This is a genomic window from Kingella sp. (in: b-proteobacteria) (genome assembly GCF_030527935.1).
Lineage (GTDB): Bacteria > Pseudomonadota > Gammaproteobacteria > Burkholderiales > Neisseriaceae > Kingella_B.
Genome location: NZ_JAUMZV010000015.1, coordinates 1 through 24,108 on the forward strand (window position 1 = coordinate 1; position 24,108 = coordinate 24,108).

Genomic DNA, 24,108 nt, shown 5'->3' on the forward strand with positions numbered 1-24,108 from the left:
CTAAATGTCTTGGTGGGAATTTAGGGGATTTTGGGGAATTTTGCAAAGGTCTCAGGTAGCCTGAAAAGCCGTCTGAAAGCATCAAAAAGCAGCCTGCACTTCAATCAATAAAGTGCAGGCTGCTTTCAGGTAGCCCATTCCAAGCGGTGTTTGAAGTGGTTTATCAAGCCCTTCCTGTGCTTAACCCGGCTTTGCCGTTTTCCCACAAGGTTTTCAGCAATACTTTCCACGCCGACAATTTAGGATTAGGCTGCTTGCCTTGCCCAATCAAGTCCATTTGCGTCATATACCAATTCATTTCCAACATTGCGCCCGCTTTTTTATCAACAAACGCTACGCCTGTTTGGATGCGATCGGTTTGTACGGTTTGGTAGGTGCCGTTTTGCATTTGGTTCGCCAAATCAGGGACTAAGGCAAACGGGCGGGCGGCGCCGACCAAATCCAAATGGCCGCTGGATAAGGCGTCTTCCATGGCGTTTTGCGAACGGAAGCCGCCGGTGATAATCAGCGGGGCTTGGCTGACTGCACGGGCTTTTTCGGCGTAATCGATGAAGAAGGCTTCGCGTTTGCGGGTGCTGTCTTTGGCGGCGAGCATGTGCGGGCTTTCGTAGTTACCACCGGAAACTTCAATAAAATCAATACCCATTTGCGACAGTTTTTGCACCACCTGCACCGATTCACTTTCATCAAAACCGCCTTTTTGGAAATCTGCCGAATTGAGTTTTACGCCCACCAAGAAATCTTTGCCCACGGCAGCGCGGATGGCGGTGTAGGTTTCCAAAAGGAAGCGCATACGGTTTTCCAAGCTGCCGCCCCATTGGTCTTGGCGGCGGTTGTGGTGCGGCGAAAGGAATTGGCTGATGAGATAGCCGTGCGCGGCGTGAATTTGTACGCCTGAAAAGCCGGCCTGCTCGGCAATTTTCGCGGTTTGCACGAATTGCTGAATCAGCCCGTTGGTTTCGTCGGCAGTCAATTCACTCGGCAGGTTGATAAAGCCGTCCATGCCCACCAACAGCACGGCGCTCGGCGCAAGCGGCGTTTTATTGACCACCGCAGGCGACTGTTTGCCCGCATGGTTGATTTGCATGATGAGCAGCGTGTCGTTTTGCGTGCCGGCTTTCGCCCATTTTTTGAGCATCTCAAGCCCACGCTCGTCTGAAATCACCACATCGTTTATCGAACCCTTGCCGCTTTCGGCGACCATCACATTGCCCGTTACCAAAACGCCTGCGCCGCCTTGCGCCCAAGTGCCGTACAGGCGGACGAGTTTTTCAGACGGCTGGTCGTTTTGGGCAAGTTGCTCTTCCATGGCGGATTTGAAGATACGGTTTTTGGCGGTTTTGCCGTTTTGAAAAATGAATGGAGTAAATAACATAATCGTTCCTTTAAGTTGATAAGTTTAAAAATGTAAACGTATTTGAGTAAAAATAAAGGGTTAGCGGATAACCCTATTTTGAAAGCGGGCAATTTTGAGCCATCAAATCGGCAAGCTGTTTCAATCTCGCCATCGCATCCGCCATGGCAATACTGTAAAACCGCTCCTTGCCGACCTGCTCCACCGCCACCGCCCCGGCTTGCAGCATGATTTTCAAATGATGCGACACCGCAGGACGCGACAGATGCAGATGCTCGGTCAGCTCATTCACATTCATCTTGCCGTGTTCCCACAGCACGCGCAGGATTTGATGGCGGTTTTCATCGCTCAACACGGTAAAAATGGGAATGCACTCGCGCATCAGGGTCATGGTTTGTTGCGGCATATTCGATTTCTTGAGTCTATACGTTTAAAAACTTGAACGCATTTTATCGGGAAAGATGGGGAATGCCAAAGGGAATTTTTAGGTAGAATTTCGGAATACGACATTTTCAGCCGTCTTACGCCGCTTGAAGGCTACCTGAAAGCGCAGCTTCAACGGAGTATACGCTGCCCGCAAGAAACCGGCTTAAAACCGCATGACTGATGTTTGCACCGTACTTTCTGTTTGCATTATCATTTCAAACCCATACCACAAACAATCTGTTTTATAGTCGATTAAAATTGCAATGATACGGCGTTGGCTCGCCTTGACGTACTACCTGTACGCCTTGCGGCTCGCCGCCTTGTCTCATTTTTATTTTAATCGACTATATTTAGGAGAACACGATGAAATCCAATCTAATCCCATCACAAAAAATCCGCGTCGGCATCATCGGACTGAGCACGGACGGCGGCTGGGGCGCATCAGCGCACTTCCCTTCCCTGTCCAAACTGCCCGAACTGTTTGAAATCACAGGCCTGACCGCCAGCACGCCCGCCAAAGCCCAAGCTGCCGCACAAAAATACGGCGTGCCGTTTGCCACCGACAACGCGGCGGAATTGGCAGCACGCAGCGACGTGGATTTGCTGGTGGTCGCCGTCAATCTGCCGCAACACCAAGCCCTGCTGGAACAAATCCTGCCTTCCGGCAAAGCCGTTTATTGCGAATGGCCGCTGGGCACAGACCCCGACCAATCCCGCCATCTCGCCGCCCTGGCCACCCAATACGGCTGCCGAAACTTCATCGGCCTGCAAGCCCTGCATTCGCCCTATGTAAATAAAATCAAACAATTATTGGACGACCCCGCAACAGGGCGGATGCTCGCCTGCACCATTCAAGGCGGCGACCCTTCCCGTGCCCGCACCTCCCTTTCCCGCTACCGCTACGCCCAATTTCAGGAAAACGGCGTAAACACACTCACCATCCCCTTCGGCCATCTGCTCTCCGCCCTGCACCTCCTGTTTGGCAGCCTGAACCAAATGCACGCGCTCACCGCCTGCCAATATGCCGAAATTCTGTTGCAAGACACCGGCGAAACCGTGCACCGCACCGCCACCGACCATGTGTTTTTCCATGCCCGCACCGCGCAAGGCGGCTTGATTGATGCGGCTTACGGCGGCAGCTTGGAAGGTCTGAAAATCAGCATTGAATGCGAACACGCCCGCATTACCATTACTGCCGCCAACGGCCACATCCAATACCAGCCGCTAACCATTGAAATCGCCCGCAGCAACGACAGCCGCGAAACCTTCGCACCGCATACGGAAGCGCAGGAAAATCTCGTGGGTGCCTACCGCGCCGTGTACCGCGATTTAACCGAAGGCACGCACACCGTTCCCGATTTCGCCGCTGCGGCAGAGCATCAGCAAATATTGTTTGATTTGCAGGGATAGGTTTTCAGGCAGCCCGAAGGCCGTTTGAAAAGCAGCCTGCACCTTCGAAAAACAAAGTGCAGGCTGCTTTTTATATGCCGACCATCCACCCATCCATGCTTTCAGGTAGCCCGTGCCTCTTTCGGAGCATGCCCGAAATAGCGTTTGTATTCACGGCTGAACTGGCTGGGCGATTCGTAACCGACTTGGTAAGCGGCTTCGGCGATGTTGCGGCTTTCTTGGGCAATGAGGCGGTGGGCTTCGGTGAGGCGCAGAGATTTCTGGTATTGCAGCGGTGAAAGGCTGGTAATTTTCTTGAAATGGCTGTGGAAGCCCGACACCGACATACCGCACAAATCCGCCAGCTCTTCCACCGTTACGGCCTCGGCAAAATGCTGTTGCAGATAATCCGTGGCCTGGGCGATTTTCTGCGTGTGCGAACCGATACTTGCCATCGCTTTGAGCTTGCCGCCTTGCCCGCCCGTGAGCAGGCGGTAGTAGATTTCCTGCCGGATAAGCGGTGCAAGAAATGGAATATCGCTTGGAGTTTCGTGCAAGAGTAATAAACGCTCTACCGCATTTTTCAGCGCTTCGTCCAAACACCATTGGGAAAACCCTTCATCGCCTTGTACGGCTTGAGCGGCAAGGCTTGGGTGTTCCAATAGGATTTTACCCACCGCCTGAGTATCGATTTTCATCGACATCACGATAAACGGCTCTTTCGGCGCAACCTGCCGAATTTCGCCGCGCATCGGCACGTTTACGGGGCAAAACATGAAATAATGGTTATCAAAACGGTAACATTGCTCGCCTAACTGTACTTCTCGCTCGCCGCTCAATACGATGCAGATACTCGGCTCCTGAATCACGCCCTCGTAGGAAAACGGCCGGTCGGCATGGCGGAGCAGCAGGCCGTCAATCGGCGACAGGTATAGCTGGTTATGCGGAATCACTTTTAGCAGGCGTTTTAAGGTATCGGCTGAAAACATAATATTTTGTAGAAATAGGCAATTATTTTGGACGAATCATATAACACCTGCGCCAAGCGTTCAATATAATGGACACACTTTCAACGAGCACAGGAGAACGCATCATGGCAAACGAAAAACAACTGGCAATTTTGAACGCAATGGCGCAGGGCTGGTTTGGCAATTCACAGCAGCACAGCATCCATGCCGAAATCATCCGCTAAAAAGGCTACAGCAAACTTGCTGCCAAAATGCAGGCGGAAGCCGAAGACGAATGGAAAGAGGCACAACGTGTCAATGCGCGGCTGCTAGAACTGGGCTGCACCCCGAAAGTGGCGATTGACCCCTTTCCCGTGTTTGCCGACATCAAGGAAATGCTGGCCTACGACCACGAAGAAGGCACGAAAGGCATGGCGGGGCTGAATGCCGCTTTGGCCGAGTTCGCCGACGACTATATTACGCGCAGAATGATTGAGGAATTTATTGTCGACGAGCAGGAACATACCAACTGGCTCGCCGAACACTTGAGCCTGATTGAAGAAATCGGCTACCAAAACTATCTGATTCAACAGCTTTAATTTAACCAACCGTCTTGAGAGGACAATCCCATGAAAATTTTCTACCATACTTCAGCCACAGCCACCGGCGGACGCGACGGACGCACTCAAGTTGATGACGGCTCTATCGGTTTTGACTTGGTATCCTTCCAAAACAAAAGCGGCAAGCAAGGCACCAACCCCGAACAGCTTTTCGCTATGGGCTACGCCGCCTGCTTCGACAGCGCGATGAGCCTGGTCAAACAGCAGCTCAATATCCACCCAGCCACATCCAAAACCACAGTAGGCGTGGGCATCGGCCAGAAACCGGACGGCACGTTCAGCCTCGACATCGATTTGACCATCACCGTGTCCGGCATCAGCGAAGAAGACGCGCAGAAACTCATCGCCCGCGCGCACGAAGTCTGCCCCTATTCCAACGCCACTCGCGGCAATGTAGATGTGCGCCTGCATACCGTTGTCGAATAAAGACTTTTCAGGTTGCCGTTTTTTCAGGTAGCCTGATAGGTCGTCTGAAAGCAAAAAAGCAGCCTGCACTCATACAAACAAGGGTGCAGGCTGCTTTTCATACGCCAACCACGCGCACACCCATGCTTTCAGGTAGCCTTTAAACAACAAAAATAAAACACAAAAGCCAAAAACCGCCCCATGATTTCCCACCAAGAAAACATATTCTTCCCCAAACGGGATGGTCCGCACAAAAGTTTCCCGTAAAATCATCCGCTTCAAAACGAATTGTTACTTAGCGGCTATGTTCTTGGATTTAACAGTAAATTTGTTACTTACGCTCCATTTTCAGGCTGACTTAATGTTGTCTGCAAACTGCCCCCTTTCATGCGTTTACACAAAGGCGGTGGGATTTTTCGGCAGTTGTAGGGTGTGCAGCTTGCTGCGCACGCGGTTTATTCTATCCCAACAGCGTGCGCAGCAAGCTGCACACCCTAAGCTGGATATTAGGCAGCCTGAAATGGCGTTTAACAAAACAAAAACGTTATTCCCATTTTCAGGCTGCCTTTCTGCTGCGCGGCGGTTAATTGCCGTTTTCGCTCACATCCGTCATCAACACAATTTCCACGCTATCGGTTTTGCCGTCAATCGCTTGCACAAAACCTTGAAAGTGGCTGCTGGCGTTGTGGCTGTCCACCGCCGCTTGGTCTTGCCATGTTTCCACAAACACAAAACGGTTTTCGTTTTGCATATCTTGGTGCAAGTCGTAGCGCAGGTTGCCCGCTTCGGCGCGGCTTTTGGCGACCAAATTGCGGAACACGGCAAGCAGCTCGGCGCGGTGGGCAGGTTGAACGGCAAGGGTGGCAACGATTTTAATGCTCATCATGATTACTCCGTTGAGAGTTGAGAAAAATTGCGTTTCAGGCTGCCTTTATCTTTTAGGCAGCCTGAAACGCGAGACGCAGTTTACACGCGCGAGATGCTACATTCAACAACATCGCCATCATGGTTATTGGGTTGCGATAAAAGAGTTGCAGGGTGTGCCGCTTGGCTGCGCACGAGGTTTACCCATCACAACTGAAAATGAAACGACAATAGTTGGCAAAACAGTTCATTGCGGAAGTGTCGTGCAACGAGTGCCCGGCCTACGGAAGGTTCAGGCTGCTGAAATGGTTCATTCATCATGGGGCAGCGCGTAGGTCGGGCACTTGTTGCCCGACTGATGTTGATGCAACGGTTGTTTTAGCTTCGCTGAACTCCGTTTCAGGCTGCCTTATTGTTTTAGCCATCTTTGCAAAAGCTCGGCGACAGATGGAGCGGCGACGGCTCGTCGCCAAATGGTTTATTAAACAAACTGATGAAGCCTTTGCAAAACTTCTAACAGCAGCCTGAAACACAAGAAATGCCGTCATTCCCGCGTAGGCGGAAATTTTGCTCAATATTCATAAATGTATGAAAAAACAATCTATTGCGTGAGTTAAACCAAGATTCCCGCCTGCGCGGGAATGACGGAAATATTGACTGTTCCTTGTGGTGTTTTAGGCTTTGCAAAGGTTTCAAACTGTGTTGGTTAATTGAAAAATGTCGGCGAGCCGTCGACGCTCCATCGGTTACAAGTTCTGCAAAGGTTTCAGGCTGCCTTTGGGCGCGGGCATAACCGTTTAGGCAGCCTGAAACGCAGTTCAGCGTAGGGAAAACCATCCATTCAAGCCCACTCCGCCAACGCTGCGCGCAAATCATCCAAGCCCGCGCCGCTGTTTGCTGACACGCGCACGGCAACGGTTTGCCCTGCGTGGTTTTTCAGGCTGCCTGCGCGTTGTTCCGCTTCGGGCAGTAAATCTATTTTGTTGTACAGCAAAATCTGCGGGATTTTATCGGCGTGGATTTCGGCTAACACGGCGTTCACGTCTTGGATTTTGCGCTCGTGTTCGGCATCGCTCGCGTCCACAATATGCAGCAGCACATCCGCCAGCGCGGTTTCTTCCAGCGTGGCGGCAAAGGCGGAAACAAGCTGGTGCGGCAAATCCTGCACAAAGCCCACGGTGTCGGTCAAAATCACGCTGGCGGCGGGGTTGAGATACAGCCGCCGCGCGGTGGTGTCTAGCGTGGCGAAAAGCTGGTCTTTGGCGAACACGCTGGATTTGGTTAGGCGGTTGAACAGGGTGGATTTGCCTGCGTTGGTGTAGCCGACAATCGCCATCGTTTTCAGGCTGCCTGAAAGGCGGGATTTGCGCCGTGTTTCGCGCTGTTTTTTTACGTTGGCGAGCTGGCGTTTGAGCGCGGTGATTTTGGTTTGAATCAGACGACGGTCGGTTTCTAGCTGGGTTTCGCCCGGTCCTTTTAGCCCGATGCCGCCTTTTTGGCTTTGCAAATGCCCGTAGCCGCGCACAAGGCGGCTGGCTAGGTGGTTGAGCTGAGCGAGTTCCACTTGCAGCTTGCCTTCTTGCGATTGGGCACGTTGGGCGAAGATGGCGAGTATCAGCCCCACGCGGTCTAGCACGCGGCATTGCAAGGCGCGTTCTAGGTTGCGCTCTTGGGTGGGCGTGAGCTCGTGGTTGAAGATAACGAGTTGGATTTGGTGTTGCGCGACCAGCCCAGCAAGCTCTTCGGCTTTGCCTGTGCCGACAAATAGCGCGGTGTGTGGGGTGTCGCGCTTGGCGGTTTCGCTGTGGATAAGCTCGCCACCTGTGGCGCGGACGAGTTCGGCGGCTTCCATGCAGGCAGCCTGAAAGCTGCGTTCGCGCGTTTGGTTGCTGCCTGTGTATTGGTTGGACAGCAGCACGCAAACCAGCATGATGCGCTCGGCTTGGGCTAGGGTTTTGTTGGTGGTGTGGGGCATGGTGGGGCTTTCGGGATTAGGCAGCCTGAAAGTGGGGGGTGGGGTTTCAGGCTGCCTTGATGGATGTGCGTAGGCCGGACACTTGTTGCCCGACTGATGTTTGTGCGCTGGTGGTTTGTCGGGCATAAAGGCCCGACCTACGGAAATGTTTTTCAGGCTGCCTTGATGGGTTAAGCAATAGGCAGCCTGAAATCATGTTTACGCTTCTTTGCGTTGGAACACGGCGGCAAAGAAGCCGTCTGTGTTATGCGTGGCGGTGTCTAGGCGCAGGTATTTGCCTGTGTTGAGCGGGATTTTTTGCGCGGCGAAAAGTTCGCTGCAATCCAGCAGCTCAAAGTCGGGATGCTGTTGCAAGAAGCGTTCGGCTTGGGCTTCGTTTTCTTCGGGCAGGATGCTGCACGTGGCGTAAACCAGCCGCCCACCTGTGCGCACGAGTGCGGCGGCGGCGTGCAAAATGCTTTGCTGTTGGGCTTGCAAGCTGGCAAGGGTGTCGGGCGATTGGCGGTATTTTAGGTCGGGATTGCGGCGCAGTGTGCCCAGCCCCGAGCAGGGCGCGTCCACCAGCACGCGGTCGGCTTTGCCTGCCAGTCTGGCGATGCGCGGGTCGGTTTCGCTGTGGATTTTTTCGGGGTGGATGTTGGATAGCCCTGCGCGGGTCATGCGTGGTTTTAGGTTGGCAAGGCGTTTTTCGGATACGTCAAAGGCGTAGATGCGCCCTTTGTTTGCCATTTGTGCGCCGATGGCTAGGGTTTTGCCGCCTGCGCCTGCGCAAAAATCTACGATGATTTCGCCGCGTTTGGCGTTCACAAGCTGGGCGAGCAGTTGGCTGCCTTCGTCTTGCACTTCTATGGTGCCGTCTAAAAACAGCGGGTGTTGGTTGAGCGCGGGCTTGTTGGTGAAGCGGATGCCGTGCGGGGCGAGTGGGGTGGCGATGGCTTGCGGGTAGTCGGCTTGCAGTTGGGCAAGGGCTTTGTCGCGCTTGCTGTTAAGCGTGTTCACGCGCACATCCAGCGGGGCGGGCTGGGTGATGCTGCGCCCGAAGGCGAGAATTTGTTCATCGGTGAGATGCTGTTGTAAGCGGGCAATCAGCCAGTCGGGCAGCTCGGCGGCGGTGTTTAGGCAGCCTGAAAATTCGTTTTTGCGGGCTTTCAGGCTGCTGAGTAATTCTTTTTCGTTGTCGGCGCGGTTGAGCAAATCTTCAATTTGGCTGATGCTGACGCTGCGCCCGAGTATCAGCGCGGCAAGGGCGGCTTTGCGCGATTGCACGGCGGGGCGGCGCAGGGCAGCGGCGATTTTTTGATAATGGCGGATGGCGGCAAAGGCGGTTTCGGCGATTTCGTGGCGGTCGTTGCGCCCGAGCTTGCGGTGGTTGCGCAGGTAGTTGGATAGGACGACGTCGGCGGGTTGTTCAAAGGTGAGCATTTGGGCGAGAACGGCGGCGGTGTGGGTGAGTTGGGTTGGGGTCATGGTTGGGGTGGGGGGTAGGTTGAAAAAGAGGGGTATTTTAACTGGTTTGCGGGTGGGCGTTGTGTTGGGGTGGGGTTCAGGCTGCTTAATTTGTTTCTGTTTAGGCAGCCTGAAAGGCAATCTATTCAGTAAAAAAATTCGTTTGGCAGAATACCAAGCGATTTTGTTTTTTTCAGGCTGCCTTTGTAAACGATACAAACCGCGTGCGCAGCAAGCTGCACACCCTACGCTTTGGTTTCAGGCTGCCTTGATGCGCTAAACCCAAGGCAGCCTGAAACCGATTTAGCAGTTTTCCAATTGGTAAACGGTTACAAATTCGCGCGTTTGCATGGGCGCAAGCTGGATTAAGCCGATTTGGTTGTTGAACGCATCGGGCGCGCTGCTCAGGTTTTCCAGCGCGATGCTGTCGCGTTGCGGCGGGGTGTAGGCTTGCACGAAGGGGTAGCTCGCTTCGGGCGTGATGCTCAACTGGATGCGCTCGCCTTGCAGGATAACGGCGGGCTGGGCGAAATCGGGGGTGAGCACGAAGCAGTTGTCCAGCTCGGTTTGGGCGATGGGCGTGCGGTGGGCAAAGGGGTTGCTGTTGATGGTTGCGCCTGTGGGCAGCATTTGCGGGTTAAAGGCGAGCTGTTGTTGGCTGCGGATTTTGAGTTGCCAGCTTGCCATGTCGCCATCTACGGCAAAATAGGGATGCCAGCCGTCGGCAATGGGGATGGGGCTGTCGCTTAGGTTGGTTACTTGGCTGCTGATGCGCAGTTTGCCGTGGTTTTCCAGCGTGTAAGTGATTTGGATGCGGTAGGCAAAGGGGTAGCCGCTGTCTTCGCTGCGATAGTAGGTGTGGACTAGGGTAATGCTGGCGCTGCTGGCGTTGCTGTGGCTGCTGCGCAGTTGAAAGGGCGCGTCAAAGATTAAGCCGTGTATCGCGCTGTTGCCCAGTTTGAATTTGTTTACCGTTTTCAGGCTGCCTTGATGGGTGTATTGCGCGTTTGCCAGTCGGCAAACAAAGGGGCTGAGTTTTGCGCTGCGAAAGAGTTGGGTAAGCGTTTCTTGCGCGTGTTGCGGCGAAGCATAGGCGGCGACCACGTTGTGCCATTGCCCGGTGGCTTGGCGGATGGCAAAGCGGTTGAGCAGCGCGCCAAAGGGGTAGATTTCCACTTGGTATTGGTTGGGCTGGCTGATTTGGATGGTTTGCGGGGTGATTTGGATGGCGAAAGACATGGGGATTTCCTTGTGGGTTTGGGGTAGATGGGGTTTTCAGGCTGCCTATCGTTCATTTGTATAGGCAGCCTGAAACCTAAAATGGAACAGCGGCGGCTCGCCGCCAACGCTTCAAACATAGCATGACTGGTTTACTACCATGTCGGCGAGCCGCCGATGCTCCATTGGTTACAGGTTTTGCAAAGGTTTCAGGCTGCCTTATAGGCAAACAATAGGCAGCCTGAAAACCATCAGCAGCCTGAAACCGCATCAACAAAAAAAAAAATCGCCAAAAGCAGTTTTCAGGCTACCTTTGGCGATGGTTTGACCGCTAGTCTTCAAAGAATGCGTTGGCAGCATCATCGCCATTGCTATTGCTGCGGCTGCGGCTTGGCGGGTTGCTTTGCACAGGGCGCAATTCGCGCTCGCCCGCGCCGCTGTCGTTATCAACAGGCGACAAGTCTTGCTCTTGCGCTTTGGGTTTGTTCAACGGACGCACCACTTCGGGTTGGTCGGTGGTGTTATCCAACGGCAAGTGCTCATCGGTGGTTTGGCGTTCTTTTAAGTACACTTCGCCATCGCGTTTCACCACGCCTTTGGGTTCAACAAACTTGCTCACAGGCTTGCCTTTAAGGGCAAAGCGCATATAGTTTATCCACACAGGCAGCGCAATTTTGCCGCCAAACGCGCCTTTGCCAATGGTGCGCGGCTTGTCGTAGCCAATGTAAACAGCGGTTACGATTTTGGGCGTGTAGCCCACAAACCAAGCATCTTTAAAGTCGTTGGTTGTGCCCGTTTTGCCCGCAATATCGCTGCGACCGAGCGCGTTGGTTGCCGCGCCCGTGCCTTTGGTGGCAACGTCGTGCAAGATAGAAGTCATCACATAAGCATTGCGCGGGTCAATCACTTGCGGCGCGGTTTTGCCCGCCACCAAAGGCTGCATTTCGGCGCGCAAATTGTCTTTGCTGTCAAAAATCTTATCAATCACATAATGGGCAACTTTATAGCCACCATTGGCAAACACCGCATAACCTTCCGCCATTTGCATCGGCGTAACCGAAGCCGTGCCCAGCGCGATAGACAGCGCAGGCGGGATTTGTTCCGCCGTAAAGCCAAAGCGTTGCACATAAGCGCGCAAATAGCTCACGCCCATTGCTTGCGCAATCCGCACCGATACCGTGTTTTTAGACCACGTTAAGGCTTGGCGCAGCGTAATCATGCCCGAATAAGAACCGCCCGAGTTCTGCGGAGACCAGCCGCGAATCGTAATCGGCGCATCGTTCACCAGCGTAGAAGCGGTAAACCCTTTGGACAACGCCGCCGAGTAAACAAACGGCTTAAAGGTAGACCCTGGTTGGCGCATACTTTGCGTGGCGCGGTTAAACGCCTTGCTGTGGAAATCATAACCACCCACCAAAGCCTGCACCGCACCCGTTTGCGCATCAATGGAAACCAACGCGCCTTGAATTTCAGGCTGCTGTGTAACCGTCCAATTGCCGCTTTTCAGCTTCATCACACGAATCACCGAGCCTACTTTAATCGCCTTGTCGCCCAGCTTTTTATTGCCGATGGCGTTACGCGCAATGCCCATATCGCCCAGCTTCAAGGTTGCCTTTTTGCCCCCCTGCATATAAGCCACAATCCCCTGTTTACCCGCTTCAATCACCACCGCAGGCACCATGCCTTCAACCGTATAAGTGTTGGCAAGAAATTGCTCCGCCGCGTCTTCCATGTCTTCGGGTTCAACCGAGCTGAAATCCAACTGCTGCTCCGCGCCCGCATAAGCACGCCCCGCGCTTAAACTGCGCAAAGTATTGCGCAGCGCAGTCGTCGCCGCCTTTTGATGCGCCACGCTCACGGTGGTGTAAACCTTTAAGCCCTTGGTGTACGCATCTTCGCCATAGCGTTCAAACAATTCTTGACGCGCCATTTCCGCCACATACAAAGAATTTTGGTCCACATCCACGCGATAACGCTCATAAGTAAGCTGCTCATTTAACGCAGCCGTGCGCTCCGCTGGCGAAATCATGTTCAATTCCACCATGTTGTTCAAAATATACTCTTGACGCACTCGCGCACGCTCAGGGTTCACAATCGGGTTAAAGGTAGAAGGCGCTTTGGGCAATCCCGCCAAAATGGTCGCTTCTGCCAGCGTTAAATCGCGCACTTCCTTGTTGAAATACACTTTCGCCGCCGAAGCAAAACCATAAGCGCGTTGCCCCAAATAAATTTGGTTGAAATACAGCTCCAAAATTTGGTCTTTGGTCAGCGTTTTTTCAATTTTGTAAGCCAGCAAGGCTTCGTTAAATTTGCGCGTCATCGTGCGCTCATTGGTTAAGTAAAAATTACGCGCCACTTGCTGCGTAATCGTACTCGCCCCTTGTTTCGTGCCACCCGAAGCATTGCTCAAAGCCGCACGAATCACACCAATCACATCCACGCCCCAATGTTCGCGGAAACGCTTATCTTCCGCCGCAATCACCGCGTTTTTCAAAACATCGGGAAATTGGTCAATAGGCGTAAAGGCGCGTTTCTCATCGCCATAAGAACCAATCACCACCCCTTCGGACGAATAAATCGTTAAAGGCTCGTGTGGTTGGTAATATTTAACCGCATCAAGCGGCGGAAGTTTCGGGTATGTGACTAAAATTGCAACAGTCACCAAACCGACTGCAAATAGGAATAAACCTAATAACAGCCCCAAAAACGTCGTAATCAATTTCTTAATCATAAAATTTCTCGCAGCGATAATGCACAAAATCGCCATGTGTTTTTTTAAATAAAGTAAAATATCGCATGAATTTGTTATTGGATGAAAACCAAAGCGACAAATGACATTATAAATGTTTTATGCGTTAGGTAAGGACTTAAATCATGCGCTCAAAGAAAACCGAGAAAAAAACGAGTAATAAGAAAGCTATGGCTACATCAGGGCGTAGCGTCATTGGTGTGGACATCAGCCCAAGCCATATCCGTATGGTGCAACTGTCTGGTCGTCAATTAAGTCAAGTTCAGCTTGAAAAATATGCCATTACCACCTTGCCTGCCAATGTGGTTTCAGGTGGCGAAGTGGTGGATTTTGACCAACTTGTCTCTCATCTGCAACAGTGTTACAGCAAAATGAAAACCAATTGCAAGCAAGCCAATATCGCCTTGCCAGCAAGTGCCGTAACCATTGAAGAGAACTTGCGCTTTGTGCCAGAAGGTAGCGACATGACGGTGCAAGAGTTTGTTGAGTTAGAAGTGGCTAATATTGGTTCACTTGATGAAATGAATTACGACTGGAACGTTTTGTCGGGCAATGCAGGCGGCGAGCAAACTATTTTAATGGTTGCTGCCAAAAAAGAAGCCGTTGAACGCGCAACAGATTTGTTAGATGAAGTGGGTATCAATGCTTCCAATGTTGATGTGGATATTTTTGCTGTGGCAAACGCTTTTGCCTATGCCGATATGCAAAATGGCGATAGCTTCGGTCGTCAGCGTATCGCATTGTTTGATATTGGCGACACCGTATTAAAAGCCCTAATTGTAGAAAACGGACAAATTCTCTACAAACAAGAAAGCAATTTTGGTTTGGAACAATTGGTGCAATCGGTGCAACGTGCTTACCAAGTAACAGATGGCGAAGCATTGGCCATGATTACAGGCGAAATGAGACGACCTGATGATTATAAAGCAATGGTGGTAGATGGCTTTAATGCACAAATTGCCCAAGAAGTTCAACGTGTGATGCAGTTCTTTTACGCTACACAAAACATGGATAGCATGTCTAATGTTAAGCATATTTATATTAGCGGTAGTGGCTGCGCTGCGCCGGGTATTTCAGAAGTTGTGTATGCGCAAACAAATATTGCAACAGAGCAATTGAATCCAGCTTCTTTTGCAATCAATAAGCTAAAAGGCGATGGTGCACGATTTGAAAAAGATGCAGCATCATTAACAACAGCATTCGGTTTAGCTTTGAGAGGGTTAGTATAAAATGAACTTAATTAAAATTAACTTGTTGCCATATCGCGAGATATTGGAGCAAAAACAAAAGAAACAATTTCAGTTTGTTATGCTTTTTGGTGTGGCAGCAGGTGGCGTTGCAGCTTTCCTTGTTTGGGGTGCACTGGCAGGCTTGATAACAAACCAAGAAGGTAGAAATGAAGAGTTGAATGCGGGTATCAAAGAACTTGATGCGCAAATTGTAAAAGTTAAAGAATTGCAAGCGCAAAAGCAAAGTTTCTTGGAGCGTAAACAAAAAGTTGAAGAGCTGGATAATAAACGCTTTGAAGGTGCGCGAATTGTTGATACGGTAAATCAACTTGTCCCAGAGGGTTCCTATTTAACCAGTATCCAAAATATTGGCGGGAGTGATGCACAAATTAGCAATACTTACACTTTGGTGGGTAAAGCGATTAGTGATAATAAAGTTGCTATGTTTATGACTGCATTACCTAGCACAGGTGTGTTTGATACGCCTAAATTGGATAGCATCAACAAAACAGATAATGGACAAGAATTTAAGATTACTGCGAATTTGTTGGAGCAGAAAAAACCAACAGTAACACAATCTTCCGTATCTGCTAAATCAACGGCAACATCCGCGTCAGCTCCTGCGGCATCGGCAACAACAGAATAAGGTGATTATGATGAACTTAAATGAAATTCAATGGGATAAGCTCCATTTGCAAAGTAAGGCGGTACAATTATTGCTAGCAGCAGCTGTGGCTCTTTTGATTTTAGTTGCTGGTTATTTTGTGTTATTCCAAGGCCAATGGGATGAATACAAACAGAAACAAGAAGAAGAGGTTAAATTAAAAACAGACTTTGAAACCAAAAGTGTTCAGGCTGCAAGCTTAGATAATCTGAAAAAAGAATTGGAGTTGATTGAAGCATCGCTGGATGTGTTGTTAAAACAGTTGCCAACAACGGCTGAAATTCCAACGCTTATTCAAGAAATGCACCAAGCAGCTGCTAAAAATAATCTAACCATGACTAATGTAACACCTGGTGAGGCTGTGGTAGAAAAACCGATTGAGCGTTTGCCAATTGCTATTTCGGTTTCAGGTAGTTATGAGCAACTTTCTCAATTTATTCGTGATGTTGGCAAAATGTCTCGTATTGTTACATTGGCTAATATCAACCTAACAAGCGCGAATAAATCAGCAAAAGATGATGGCAGCAAGCTAACGCTCTCAGCAACGGCTAATACATATAAAGCCATGGATCTTTCCCAAGACGCAAAAGCGGCTTCTGCTGCTAGCCAAGCAGAATAATGAATGTGTAAGAATAGGAAATGACAATGAAAGCAAAACTTTTATTATTATCATCTATTATTTTGCTATCTGCTTGTTCGGAAGAAAGTGGCAATGTGCAAGAGTGGATGAACCAAAAGAAAGCAGAGGCGAAAACCAAGGTGCGCCCTGTTGAAGAGCCTGCAAAATTGGAACCAGTAGCATACTTTCCGCCAGAATTTTCTGGACCAAATGCGTTTAGCACGGCGAGATTGCGTGCAGCATATCAAAATTCGCAAATACCTGATTTAAATAGACCCAAAGAACTGCTAGAAAATTATAGTTTAGAAAATCTAAATTATGTGGGTTCAATTGGGGCTGGCAAGGCGTTATCTGCAATGATTGAAGTTGAAGGGCATGTTTATACCGTTAATATTGGTAATCATGTTGGACAAAACTTTGGTCGTATCGTTCGTATTACGCCTGATGTAATCAAAGTTGTGGAAGTGGTTGAGGATGCATCAGGCAACTGGACGAATAGAGAAGCAGAAATCGTTTTAAATGATTCTGGTAACTCAGGTAAATAAATCATCAGATTGTAAATTTTGAAAGAGGCTTAAATTATGAAAAAAAATTCAGTAAAAGTTTTATCAGCACTTGTTGCAGGCTTGCTTACACAAGTTGCTTATGCTGGCAGCATTACCGATATTAAAGTATCTGTTTTGCCTAATAAACAGCGTGTAATCAAGTTTAAATTTAACAAAGATGCGGTAGAACCAACTGGTTTCATTACTTCATCGCCTGCTCGCATTACACTAGATTTTGCGAATACGGATTTAAAAGTAAAACAACCTACTTTAACATTTAACGACAACTTGCTTAACCAAATTGTAACCGCAGAAGGTGAAGGCAGCACTCGCGTGTTATTGGGATTGGGTCAAGAAGGTCAATACAACGTTCAAGTAAAAGGCAACGAAGTATGGGTGCAGTTGAGCGAAGCGCGTTCGTCTAACTCTGCGCCTGTAAGCGCAACACCTGCTGCAAGAAGTGCGCAAGTGCAAAATGCTTCTTACTCTTCTGTTCCTTTCAATATTGATTTCCACAAAGGTGGCAATAATTCTGGCGTAGTTGAATTTGCATCAAATTTTACTGGTGAGCCGCAAATTCGTTCACAAAGCGATCGTTTGGTTATTACGCTGAAAAACTATCCATTGCCCACTCAGGCGCAGCGTAATCTAGATGTAACAGATTTTTCTACGCCTGTTCGCACAATTAGCGTGCGCCGTGTGGGCAACGATACGCAAATCACTTTGCGTAACCAAGGCACATGGAAGCATACCGTAACAGGTAAAAATGGTCGTCAAAGCATTCAAATTACACCAACCAAAAATGTTACTTCTTTGGGCATTGGTGCGAATAAAACCAAACAAAAATTTACAGGCAAACGCATTTCTCTTGATTTCCAAAACGTTGATGTGCGAACTGTTTTGCAAATTTTGGCAACTGAATCAGGTATGAACATCGTGGCTAGCGATAGCGTGCAAGGTAAAATGACGCTTTCGTTGAAAGATGTGCCTTGGGACCAAGCGTTAGATTTGATTCTGGATGCACGCGAATTGGATATGCGCCGTGTGGGCAATATCATCAATGTTGCACCCCGTGCTGAAATGTTGGCACGCGATAAAGCAGAATTGACTGCGCGCAAAGAATTGGATGATTTGGGGCCATTGCTTTCTCAAAGTTTCCAATTGAAATATAAAAATGTTGAAGAATTTAAGAAAATTCTGCGTATTTCCGATTCTGGAAGCTCATCAGGCAACAGCAATAATTCTCTCTTGACTTCGCGTGGTAGCGCGTTGATTGACCCTGCAACCAACACGTTGATTGTTAATGATGTGCAATCGGTTATCCAAAAATTTAATGCTTTGATTGAAGAATTGGATGTGCCCGCGCGTCAAGTGATGGTGGAAGCGCGGATTGTTGAAGCATCGGATACCTTATCTCGTGAATTAGGTGTGAAATTTGGTGCTGGTCGCAATGGTAGCACTTCGTGGGGTAATGATTGGAATAATGGTACTGAACGCAATATTCATGGCGTTAAAACTGGTGCTAATGGTTCGGTTACATTTGCACCCAACGTAAATATTCCTGTGTCATCTGCCGTTGGCTCAATTGCGGTTGTGAAATCATTTAGCTCAGGCATTTTAGGTTTGGAACTTTCCGCTTCCGAAGCAGAAGGTCGCAGCAAAACCATTTCTACTCCCCGTGTATTAACACAAGACCGTCAAGAAGCTGAAATTAAACAAGGTTATCAAGTGCCTTACACCACGCGCGATAGCGATGGCAGCACCACAACATCATTTAAAGATGCAGTGATGAGTTTGAAAGTGTTGCCACGCATTACGCCTGATAACAAAATTATCATGGATGTTACGATTAACAAAGACACGCCTGATAACACTTACCAAAGCTCAGAAGGCGAGCCAAGCATTCGTACGCAATCGGTGAAAACACAAGCCATGATTGAGGATGGCGGCACTTTGGTTGTGGGCGGTGTGTATCAAGAAGTGATTCAAAACAACGTGAAAAAAGTACCTCTGCTGGGCGATTTGCCTGTGTTGGGCAACCTGTTTAAAACACGTTCGCGCAACAATAGCCGCAATGAATTGCTGTTCTTTATCACGCCACGCATTATGGGCAGCGAAACCAGCGTAATGCGCTACTAATATCATGTAAAAAATCTGCATATTGTGCAAATTTAAGTTAAAATTGCCTGCTATGGAACATATAGCAGGCAATTTATTTTTGGTGGGCTTGATGGGGGCAGGGAAAACCACGCAAGGCAAACGGCTGGCGCAGCATTTAAATCGCTCTTTTTTTGATAGCGACCAAGTGATTTGCGAGCGCACGGGTGTGAACATCCCAACCATTTTTGAAATGGAGGGCGAAGCGGGTTTTCGCCAGCGCGAAAGCAATATCATCAACGAGCTATCGTTGCGGCCCAATATCGTGTTGGCAACGGGCGGCGGAGCGGTTTTGCGGGAGCAGAATCGGGCTTGCTTGCGGCAACGCGGCTTGGTGGTTTATTTGCATATGCAGCCTGAAATGCTGTTTGCGCGGGTGGGCAAGGATAAAAACCGCCCGCTGTTGCAGGTGCAAGATGCGTTGGCGAAGTTTCGGGATTTGTATCAGGCGCGGGATGCGATTTATCGGGAAACGGCGCATATTGTGATTGAAATGGGGGCGGAGGATTGCCAAGCGACGTTTGAGCAGATTTTGAAATGTGCGGCGGAATATGAAACAGGTCTTGGATAATTTGATGGTGGATGCGCCATCGCATCGGTATCCGATTGATATTGGCAGCGGGATTTTTGCTGATTTTGCGCTGCTAGAAGCGCATATTGGCAAGAAGGTGGCGATTGTTACCAATGATGTGGTTGCGCCGCTTTATTTGGAAAAGCTGCAAAATGCGCTGCACGCGAATGGCGTAGAAGCGTTTTCGATTGTGTTGCCCGATGGCGAGCAGCATAAAAATCATGCTTCGCTCAATGCGATTTACGATGGTTTGCTGCGCCATCATGCCGACCGTAAAACCACGATTATTGCGCTGGGCGGCGGGGTGATTGGCGATATGGCGGGCTTTGCGGCGGCAACGTATCAGCGTGGCATTCCGTTTGTGCAAGTGCCGACTACGCTGTTGAGCCAAGTGGATTCTTCGGTGGGCGGCAAGACGGCTATCAATCATCCGCTGGGCAAGAATATGATTGGCGCGTTTTATCAGCCGCAGGCGGTATTGGCGGATTTGGACACGCTGGACACGCTGCCCGACCGCGAGTTATCAGCGGGGATGGCGGAAGTGATTAAATATGCGCTGCTAGGCGATGCGGATTTTTTGCAATGGCTGGAAGCGAATATGGCGGCGTTGATGGCGCGCGATAAGGCTTTGCTGGCGCAGGCGGTGCTGCATTGTTGTCAGATGAAAGCGGCGATTGTGGCGCAGGATGAGACCGAGCAGGGCGCGCGGGCGTTGCTGAATTTGGGGCATACGTTTGGACACGCGATTGAGGCGGAGATGGGCTACGGCAATTGGCTGCATGGCGAGGCGGTGGCGGCGGGTTGCGTGTTGGCGTGCTTGCTGTCGGAGCGATTAGGCAGCCTGAAAACGCAGGATACGGCGCGAGTGCGTGCTTTGCTGCGACAGGCGCGGTTGCCTGATGCGCCGCCTGTGTTTGCGTTTGAACGATGGCTGGCGCAGATGCGGCATGATAAGAAGGTGGAAAGTGGCAGGATGCGGTTTGTTACACTGGCGGCGTTGGGGCAGGCGGTTTTAACGCCGATTGATGATGTGCAGATTTTATGGGATGCGTTGCAACCTTTTATTTCTTAATGGAGAAACTGGGCTGGTTATGATTTAAGGCAGCCTGAAAATGGATTTGGCGTAGTAGATAGCGGGCAAGGCTCGCGCTACGCGGTTCTTACTATTTTTGGAATGATGACTATGACACAAGAAACAGCTTTGGGCGCGGCGTTGAAGTCTGCCGTGCAAACGATGAGCAAGAAAAAGCAAACGGATATGATTGCGGATTATTTGTATAGCAAATATGACGTGTTTAAGCGGTTTAAGCCGCTGGCGATTGGCATTGAGCAGGATTTGGTGGAAGCGTTGCCACAGTTTGATGCCACGTTGATTCATCGGGTGTTGTCTAACCATTGCCGCCGCCCGAAATATTTGAAAGCGGTGGCGCGTGGGGGCAAGCGGTTTAATTTGAACAACCGTTTTCAGGGCGAGGTGAGCGAGCAGGAGCAGCAACACGCGCTGTCGCAGCCGAATATTCGGGAAGCGATTGAGAAGCAGGATGCACGCCGAGCAGAAGCGGCGGCTGCCAAGGCAGTAAAAGCGGAAGCAGAGCAGGGCGCGGCGGTTGAAGTGGAAGCTACTGCGGAGCATACGGAAACGGTTGGGGATTGAGTTTCAGGCTGCCTTTCTTTGGGATGGGCAGCCTGAAAGTTTGTTTGGGGCGGTAGTGCGCCTACACGGGAATGACGGAATTTATTGTGTTTCAGGCTGCTGTTAAGGGTTTTGCAAAGGTTTCAGGCTGCCTTTGGGCGTTTGGTCTGCGCGGGAATGTGTTTGATTGGGTGGAACGGGTAACGCTGTTTGGCGACGAGCTGCCGCCGTTCGATAAGCTGCTGGGGTTGTTTTCAATTTTCAGGCTGCCGATATTGTGGGCAGCTTTTTTCATGCGCGCCTGCTAGGTAGCCTGTGCTGAGCAAAAATTCGCCTACGATTTCGTTGCCCATAAATTTGAAGTGTTGTTTGAACAGCTTCACCCATGCGTCTTGGCTGCGCGGGTGGTGGGCATCTAGCCAGTTTTTGAAGCTGCCGTATTGCTGTTGCAGCGTTTGGATTTGCTGGGCGTTGTGGATGGCGGCTTGGATTTTTAGGCAGTTGCGGATGATGCCTGCGTTGCCGAGCAGGCGGGCGATGTCGGCTTCGCCAAAGGCGGCGACGGCGGCGATGTTGAACTGGGCATAGGCAGCCTGAAACGCGGCGCGTTTGTTGAGTATGGTCGTCCAGCTTAATCCTGCTTGGTTGATTTCTAAAACCAGTCGTTCAAACAGGATGTTGTCGTCTTGCACGGGTACGCCGTATTCGGTGTCGTGGTAGGCTTTGTTGGGGTTGGTTGTGTTGGCGGGCAGGGCGGCGCAGAAGTCGCAGTAGGCTTGGGACATGGGGACTCCTTGGGAATTGGGTTGAAAGGGTGGTTGCCATAGGCAGCCTGAAAAGGGCGGGGTGGCGGTTTTGCGCTTTCAGGCTGCCGTGGGCGGGACTACAAACGGTGGATGCTTTTAAGCCAATCGTGCAAACGGTTCACGGCATCGCTTTGGCGCAACAAATAGTGTTGCCATGCGCGCGCGCTGCGTTGCCAGTCGGCAAGGTGGGTGAGCAGCGTGTGCCAATGCTGGCGGCGTTGGGCGGGGGTTAAATCGGCTGCGCCGTTGAGTTCGCACGACAGGGCTTGGTGGGCGTGTTGCACGGCGGTGGTGGGTGCGGCGTGTTGATGATGCGTGTGCCAAAAGGCGTGGAGTTTGTCCAAATGCGCGGCTTTATCTTGCGGGTAGATGTGCCAAAAAAACGGCTTGCCTGCGAGCTGGGCGCGGACAAAGCTGTCTTCGCCGCGAATAATCAGCACATCGGCTGCCCAAAGCAGGCGGTCAAACTGCGCTTGTGGCACGAAGTCTTGGGGGGTGATTTTCAGGCTGCCTGAACCATTGCGCCATGTTGATAAACTGGTCTGCAAGGGCTTGCCTGCGCCATGCAACACGATTTCGCGCTCTTGTTCCGCCCACGCGGTTGCCCATTTTTGCCAAATATCGCTGGCGTAGCCAAAGGCGAAAATATTGAGTGTGCGGTTGGCGGGGGCGGCAAGGTTTTCAGGCTGCCTTAGCCCATACGCATCCATTTGGGCAACATAATCCGCTTCGCGCAGCAAGCCGCCGCTTTGTGGCACAAAGCCCATTTGCCAGAAGTATTTTTCGCAGCCGTTGGCTTGCAGGCTGGGCATGGCGTGGGTGCGGATTGCCCAGTCTTCCGCGCTCAAATATTCCCAGTTGAGCCACACGGGGCGATGCGCTTGGATAACCGCCAACACGTTGGGCGGCAGGTCGCAGGCAAAGGCTTCAATCACCAAATCGGGCGCGGGCGCGTTGCCCAAATCGGCAGATTGCGCCGCTTGCCATGCGCGAAGCGGGATGCCTTGATGGGCGCAGGGCAGGGCGGCGGGCGCATCAGGGGCAATAGTGCGCAGCGCGGCAAGGTCGTCCAGCCACAGATGCACTTGCCAGCCGAGCCGTTGGCGCAGCTCTTGCGCCAGCCGCCACGACACGCCGATGTCGCCAAAGTTGTCAATCACGGTGCAAAAAAGCCAACAGATGAACGGTTTGGCGGTAGAATGGCGCGGTTTGTTTTTGTCCATAGTTTGTTGTAAGGAGAATTTGATGAAAATGTTGAACAGTTTGGCGATTTTGGCGTTGTGCGCGGCGTTGCCTGCGGGCGCGGCGGATTTTGTGTCGCACGCGGATAACAAGCCACAGCAGTTAGCCAGCGGCGATAAGGTGCAGATTGTGAACCTGTGGGCGACTTGGTGCAAACCTTGCCGCAAGGAAATGCCCGCGATGAGCCAATGGTATCAACAAAAGGGCAAAAAGCAAGGCATTGAGCTGATTGGTATTGCGGTGGATTCGCCTGAAAACGTGAGCAAGTTTTTGAAAGCTACGCCCGTTTCTTATCCGATTTGGCGATACACGGGCGCAAACAGCCGCGCGATGATGCGCGATTTGGGCAACAAGGTGGGCGGCTTGCCTTACACGGTGGTGCGCTTGCCCCAATGCGGCGCGGAGCAGGCTTTGCTGGGCGAAGTGGATGGCGCGAAGCTGGATAGCGCGGTGGCGGCGGTGAAGGCGAAGTGTGGGAAGAAGTGAGATTGCGATAGCATTGTAAACAGCATTTTCAGGCTGACTTGGATGATTGGGGCAGCCTGAAAATTATTTGTGGAACATCATGGCAGCCTGAAACGCAATTAAGCGAAGCCACCAATAGGATTTTTGCTAGAACGTGTGTTGTATATCATGCTTTGGGGTGCTTTGTGGCTGGCATTTAAGGCAGCCTGAAAAAGATTGGTGCTTTGTGGTTAGCATTTGCGTGGTTTTAACCATGCGTCTCATGCCGACGGGGCACTTACTTTCTTTGCTTCTCTAAAGAAAGTAAGCAAAGAAAGGCGACCCCGACGTGCAGGTTCGCTGCGCGAACTTCCCTCACTGCGCATCCTTTTTTCGGCGCGTGCGAACTGGCCGCACTACGCGCGTCGTCGGACAAGCGCACGCTTTTTCCCGAAAAAAGGATGCTCCGCTCGGCTGGACGTAGGGGAAAGGGCAGCAGCACTAAACGGATGTGATGGGTTAGGCAGCCTGAAACCCAATCTATCCAGCAAAAAATTGTTTGGCACGACACCAAACTGTTTTGCGTTTTCAGGCTGCCTAACACTCGTAACACCCCAAAAGCAGCCTGAAACCCAATCCATCCAGCAAAAAACCGTTTGGCGCAACACCAAACGGTTCTGCATTTTCAGGCTGCCTATCATCCCCGCGCCCCTTTGTAAACGATACCCCATCTTTTGTAAATAAATGTTGTCGGGCAACATAAAAAATGGCACAATCATCCGCATCCATTCTCAACTCGCCAGCA

Annotated in this window: 25 protein-coding genes and 1 pseudogene; 14 read left to right on the plus strand and 12 right to left on the minus strand. The window is 50.9% G+C overall.

Annotated features, from left to right (window positions below):
- Window positions 1-163: 163 nt before the first annotated feature.
- Together Q4A85_RS06190 and Q4A85_RS06195 are read right to left on the minus strand one after the other, a co-directional pair.
- Window positions 164-1,375, minus strand: coding sequence for an NADH:flavin oxidoreductase/NADH oxidase family protein (locus Q4A85_RS06190; protein WP_303108600.1), 1,212 nt, complete (start codon window positions 1,373-1,375; stop codon window positions 164-166).
- A gap of 73 nt (window positions 1,376-1,448) precedes the next feature.
- Window positions 1,449-1,760 carry a helix-turn-helix transcriptional regulator gene (locus Q4A85_RS06195; protein WP_303108601.1) on the minus strand — a complete coding sequence of 104 codons (312 nt, stop codon included), beginning with the start codon at window positions 1,758-1,760 and terminating at the stop codon, window positions 1,449-1,451.
- A 383-nt stretch (window positions 1,761-2,143) separates the two neighbouring features.
- On the opposite strand from Q4A85_RS06195, the gene Q4A85_RS06200 reads away from it, so the two are divergent.
- On the plus strand, window positions 2,144-3,190 hold the full coding sequence (locus Q4A85_RS06200) for a Gfo/Idh/MocA family protein (protein ID WP_303108602.1): 1,047 nt from the start codon (window positions 2,144-2,146) through the stop codon (window positions 3,188-3,190).
- A 101-nt stretch (window positions 3,191-3,291) separates the two neighbouring features.
- Here the strand turns inward: Q4A85_RS06200 and Q4A85_RS06205 are convergent, their stop codons facing one another.
- Complete coding sequence (locus Q4A85_RS06205; protein WP_303108604.1) at window positions 3,292-4,158, minus strand: AraC family transcriptional regulator; 867 nt, start codon at window positions 4,156-4,158, stop codon at window positions 3,292-3,294.
- Window positions 4,159-4,376: 218 nt separating this feature from the next.
- On the opposite strand from Q4A85_RS06205, the pseudogene Q4A85_RS06210 reads away from it, so the two are divergent.
- Window positions 4,377-4,715 (plus strand): annotated as a pseudogene (locus tag Q4A85_RS06210) (bacterioferritin); the annotation flags it as partial.
- Window positions 4,716-4,745: 30 nt separating this feature from the next.
- Entirely contained in the window at window positions 4,746-5,162 is a 417-nt protein-coding gene (locus Q4A85_RS06215; RefSeq protein WP_303108606.1) for an organic hydroperoxide resistance protein, read from the plus strand.
- Window positions 5,163-5,724: 562 nt separating this feature from the next.
- On the opposite strand, the gene Q4A85_RS06220 is transcribed toward Q4A85_RS06215, so the two are convergent.
- The 4 genes from Q4A85_RS06220 to Q4A85_RS06235 all read right to left on the minus strand — a co-directional run bounded on the left by Q4A85_RS06220 (window position 5,725) and on the right by Q4A85_RS06235 (window position 9,447).
- Entirely contained in the window at window positions 5,725-6,027 is a 303-nt protein-coding gene (locus tag Q4A85_RS06220) for a putative quinol monooxygenase (protein ID WP_303108608.1), read from the minus strand.
- Window positions 6,028-6,322: 295 nt separating this feature from the next.
- Window positions 6,323-6,553 carry a hypothetical protein gene (locus Q4A85_RS06225; protein ID WP_303108609.1) on the minus strand — a complete coding sequence of 77 codons (231 nt, stop codon included), beginning with the start codon at window positions 6,551-6,553 and terminating at the stop codon, window positions 6,323-6,325.
- A 293-nt stretch (window positions 6,554-6,846) separates the two neighbouring features.
- Entirely contained in the window at window positions 6,847-7,980 is a 1,134-nt protein-coding gene (hflX, locus tag Q4A85_RS06230; RefSeq protein ID WP_303108692.1) for a GTPase HflX, read from the minus strand.
- 198 nt (window positions 7,981-8,178) lie between these two features.
- Window positions 8,179-9,447, minus strand: coding sequence for an RsmB/NOP family class I SAM-dependent RNA methyltransferase (locus Q4A85_RS06235; protein ID WP_303108610.1), 1,269 nt, complete (start codon window positions 9,445-9,447; stop codon window positions 8,179-8,181).
- 64 nt (window positions 9,448-9,511) lie between these two features.
- On the opposite strand from Q4A85_RS06235, the gene Q4A85_RS06240 reads away from it, so the two are divergent.
- A complete protein-coding gene (locus Q4A85_RS06240) occupies window positions 9,512-9,706 on the plus strand; it encodes a hypothetical protein (RefSeq protein WP_303108612.1) in 195 nt (64 codons plus the stop codon).
- A 23-nt stretch (window positions 9,707-9,729) separates the two neighbouring features.
- On the opposite strand, the gene Q4A85_RS06245 is transcribed toward Q4A85_RS06240, so the two are convergent.
- Window positions 9,730-10,665, minus strand: a complete 936-nt coding sequence (locus tag Q4A85_RS06245) for an aldose 1-epimerase (RefSeq protein ID WP_303108614.1) — start codon at window positions 10,663-10,665, stop codon at window positions 9,730-9,732.
- Between the two features lie 310 nt (window positions 10,666-10,975).
- Window positions 10,976-13,375, minus strand: coding sequence for a penicillin-binding protein 1A (locus Q4A85_RS06250; protein ID WP_303108616.1), 2,400 nt, complete (start codon window positions 13,373-13,375; stop codon window positions 10,976-10,978).
- 143 nt (window positions 13,376-13,518) lie between these two features.
- Here Q4A85_RS06250 and pilM point away from each other — a divergent pair, with 143 nt between their 5' ends.
- The 9 genes from pilM (at window position 13,519) to Q4A85_RS06295 (ending at window position 21,119) form a co-directional block, all read left to right on the plus strand.
- Complete coding sequence (gene pilM / locus Q4A85_RS06255) at window positions 13,519-14,622, plus strand: type IV pilus biogenesis protein PilM (RefSeq protein ID WP_303108617.1); 1,104 nt, start codon at window positions 13,519-13,521, stop codon at window positions 14,620-14,622.
- Window position 14,623: 1 nt separating this feature from the next.
- Window positions 14,624-15,268 (plus strand): PilN domain-containing protein, encoded by a 645-nt coding sequence (locus Q4A85_RS06260; RefSeq protein ID WP_303108618.1) that lies wholly within the window; start codon window positions 14,624-14,626, stop codon window positions 15,266-15,268.
- 10 nt (window positions 15,269-15,278) lie between these two features.
- Window positions 15,279-15,905, plus strand: a complete 627-nt coding sequence (locus Q4A85_RS06265; protein WP_303108620.1) for a type 4a pilus biogenesis protein PilO — start codon at window positions 15,279-15,281, stop codon at window positions 15,903-15,905.
- A 26-nt stretch (window positions 15,906-15,931) separates the two neighbouring features.
- Window positions 15,932-16,450, plus strand: a complete 519-nt coding sequence (locus Q4A85_RS06270; RefSeq protein WP_303108622.1) for a pilus assembly protein PilP — start codon at window positions 15,932-15,934, stop codon at window positions 16,448-16,450.
- Window positions 16,451-16,486: 36 nt separating this feature from the next.
- Window positions 16,487-18,589, plus strand: coding sequence for a type IV pilus secretin PilQ (gene pilQ, locus Q4A85_RS06275; protein ID WP_303108623.1), 2,103 nt, complete (start codon window positions 16,487-16,489; stop codon window positions 18,587-18,589).
- Between the two features lie 91 nt (window positions 18,590-18,680).
- The gene (locus tag Q4A85_RS06280) at window positions 18,681-19,178 is read left to right on the plus strand and encodes a shikimate kinase (RefSeq protein WP_303108625.1); all 498 of its coding nucleotides are present in this window, start codon (window positions 18,681-18,683) and stop codon (window positions 19,176-19,178) included.
- Window positions 19,159-20,250: a 3-dehydroquinate synthase gene (gene aroB, locus Q4A85_RS06285; RefSeq protein WP_303108627.1), complete on the plus strand. Its 1,092-nt coding sequence runs from the start codon at window positions 19,159-19,161 to the stop codon at window positions 20,248-20,250. The genes Q4A85_RS06280 and aroB overlap by 20 nt, the downstream gene beginning before the upstream one ends.
- 111 nt (window positions 20,251-20,361) lie before the next feature.
- Complete coding sequence (locus tag Q4A85_RS06290) at window positions 20,362-20,832, plus strand: ProQ/FINO family protein (RefSeq protein ID WP_303108629.1); 471 nt, start codon at window positions 20,362-20,364, stop codon at window positions 20,830-20,832.
- 71 nt (window positions 20,833-20,903) lie between these two features.
- Window positions 20,904-21,119 carry a hypothetical protein gene (locus Q4A85_RS06295; RefSeq protein WP_303108631.1) on the plus strand — a complete coding sequence of 72 codons (216 nt, stop codon included), beginning with the start codon at window positions 20,904-20,906 and terminating at the stop codon, window positions 21,117-21,119.
- On the opposite strand, the gene Q4A85_RS06300 is transcribed toward Q4A85_RS06295, so the two are convergent.
- Window positions 21,066-21,596, minus strand: coding sequence for a DNA-3-methyladenine glycosylase I (locus Q4A85_RS06300; protein WP_303108633.1), 531 nt, complete (start codon window positions 21,594-21,596; stop codon window positions 21,066-21,068). The two genes, Q4A85_RS06295 and Q4A85_RS06300, sit on opposite strands and share 54 nt — an antisense overlap.
- A 98-nt stretch (window positions 21,597-21,694) precedes the next feature.
- Entirely contained in the window at window positions 21,695-22,840 is a 1,146-nt protein-coding gene (locus Q4A85_RS06305; RefSeq protein ID WP_303108635.1) for an elongation factor P maturation arginine rhamnosyltransferase EarP, read from the minus strand.
- Window positions 22,841-22,862: 22 nt separating this feature from the next.
- Here Q4A85_RS06305 and Q4A85_RS06310 point away from each other — a divergent pair, with 22 nt between their 5' ends.
- On the plus strand, window positions 22,863-23,345 hold the full coding sequence (locus Q4A85_RS06310; protein WP_303108637.1) for a TlpA disulfide reductase family protein: 483 nt from the start codon (window positions 22,863-22,865) through the stop codon (window positions 23,343-23,345).
- A 374-nt stretch (window positions 23,346-23,719) separates the two neighbouring features.
- Here the strand turns inward: Q4A85_RS06310 and Q4A85_RS06315 are convergent, their stop codons facing one another.
- Entirely contained in the window at window positions 23,720-24,082 is a 363-nt protein-coding gene (locus Q4A85_RS06315) for a hypothetical protein (RefSeq protein WP_303108638.1), read from the minus strand.
- Between the last annotated feature and the right edge of the window lie 26 nt (window positions 24,083-24,108).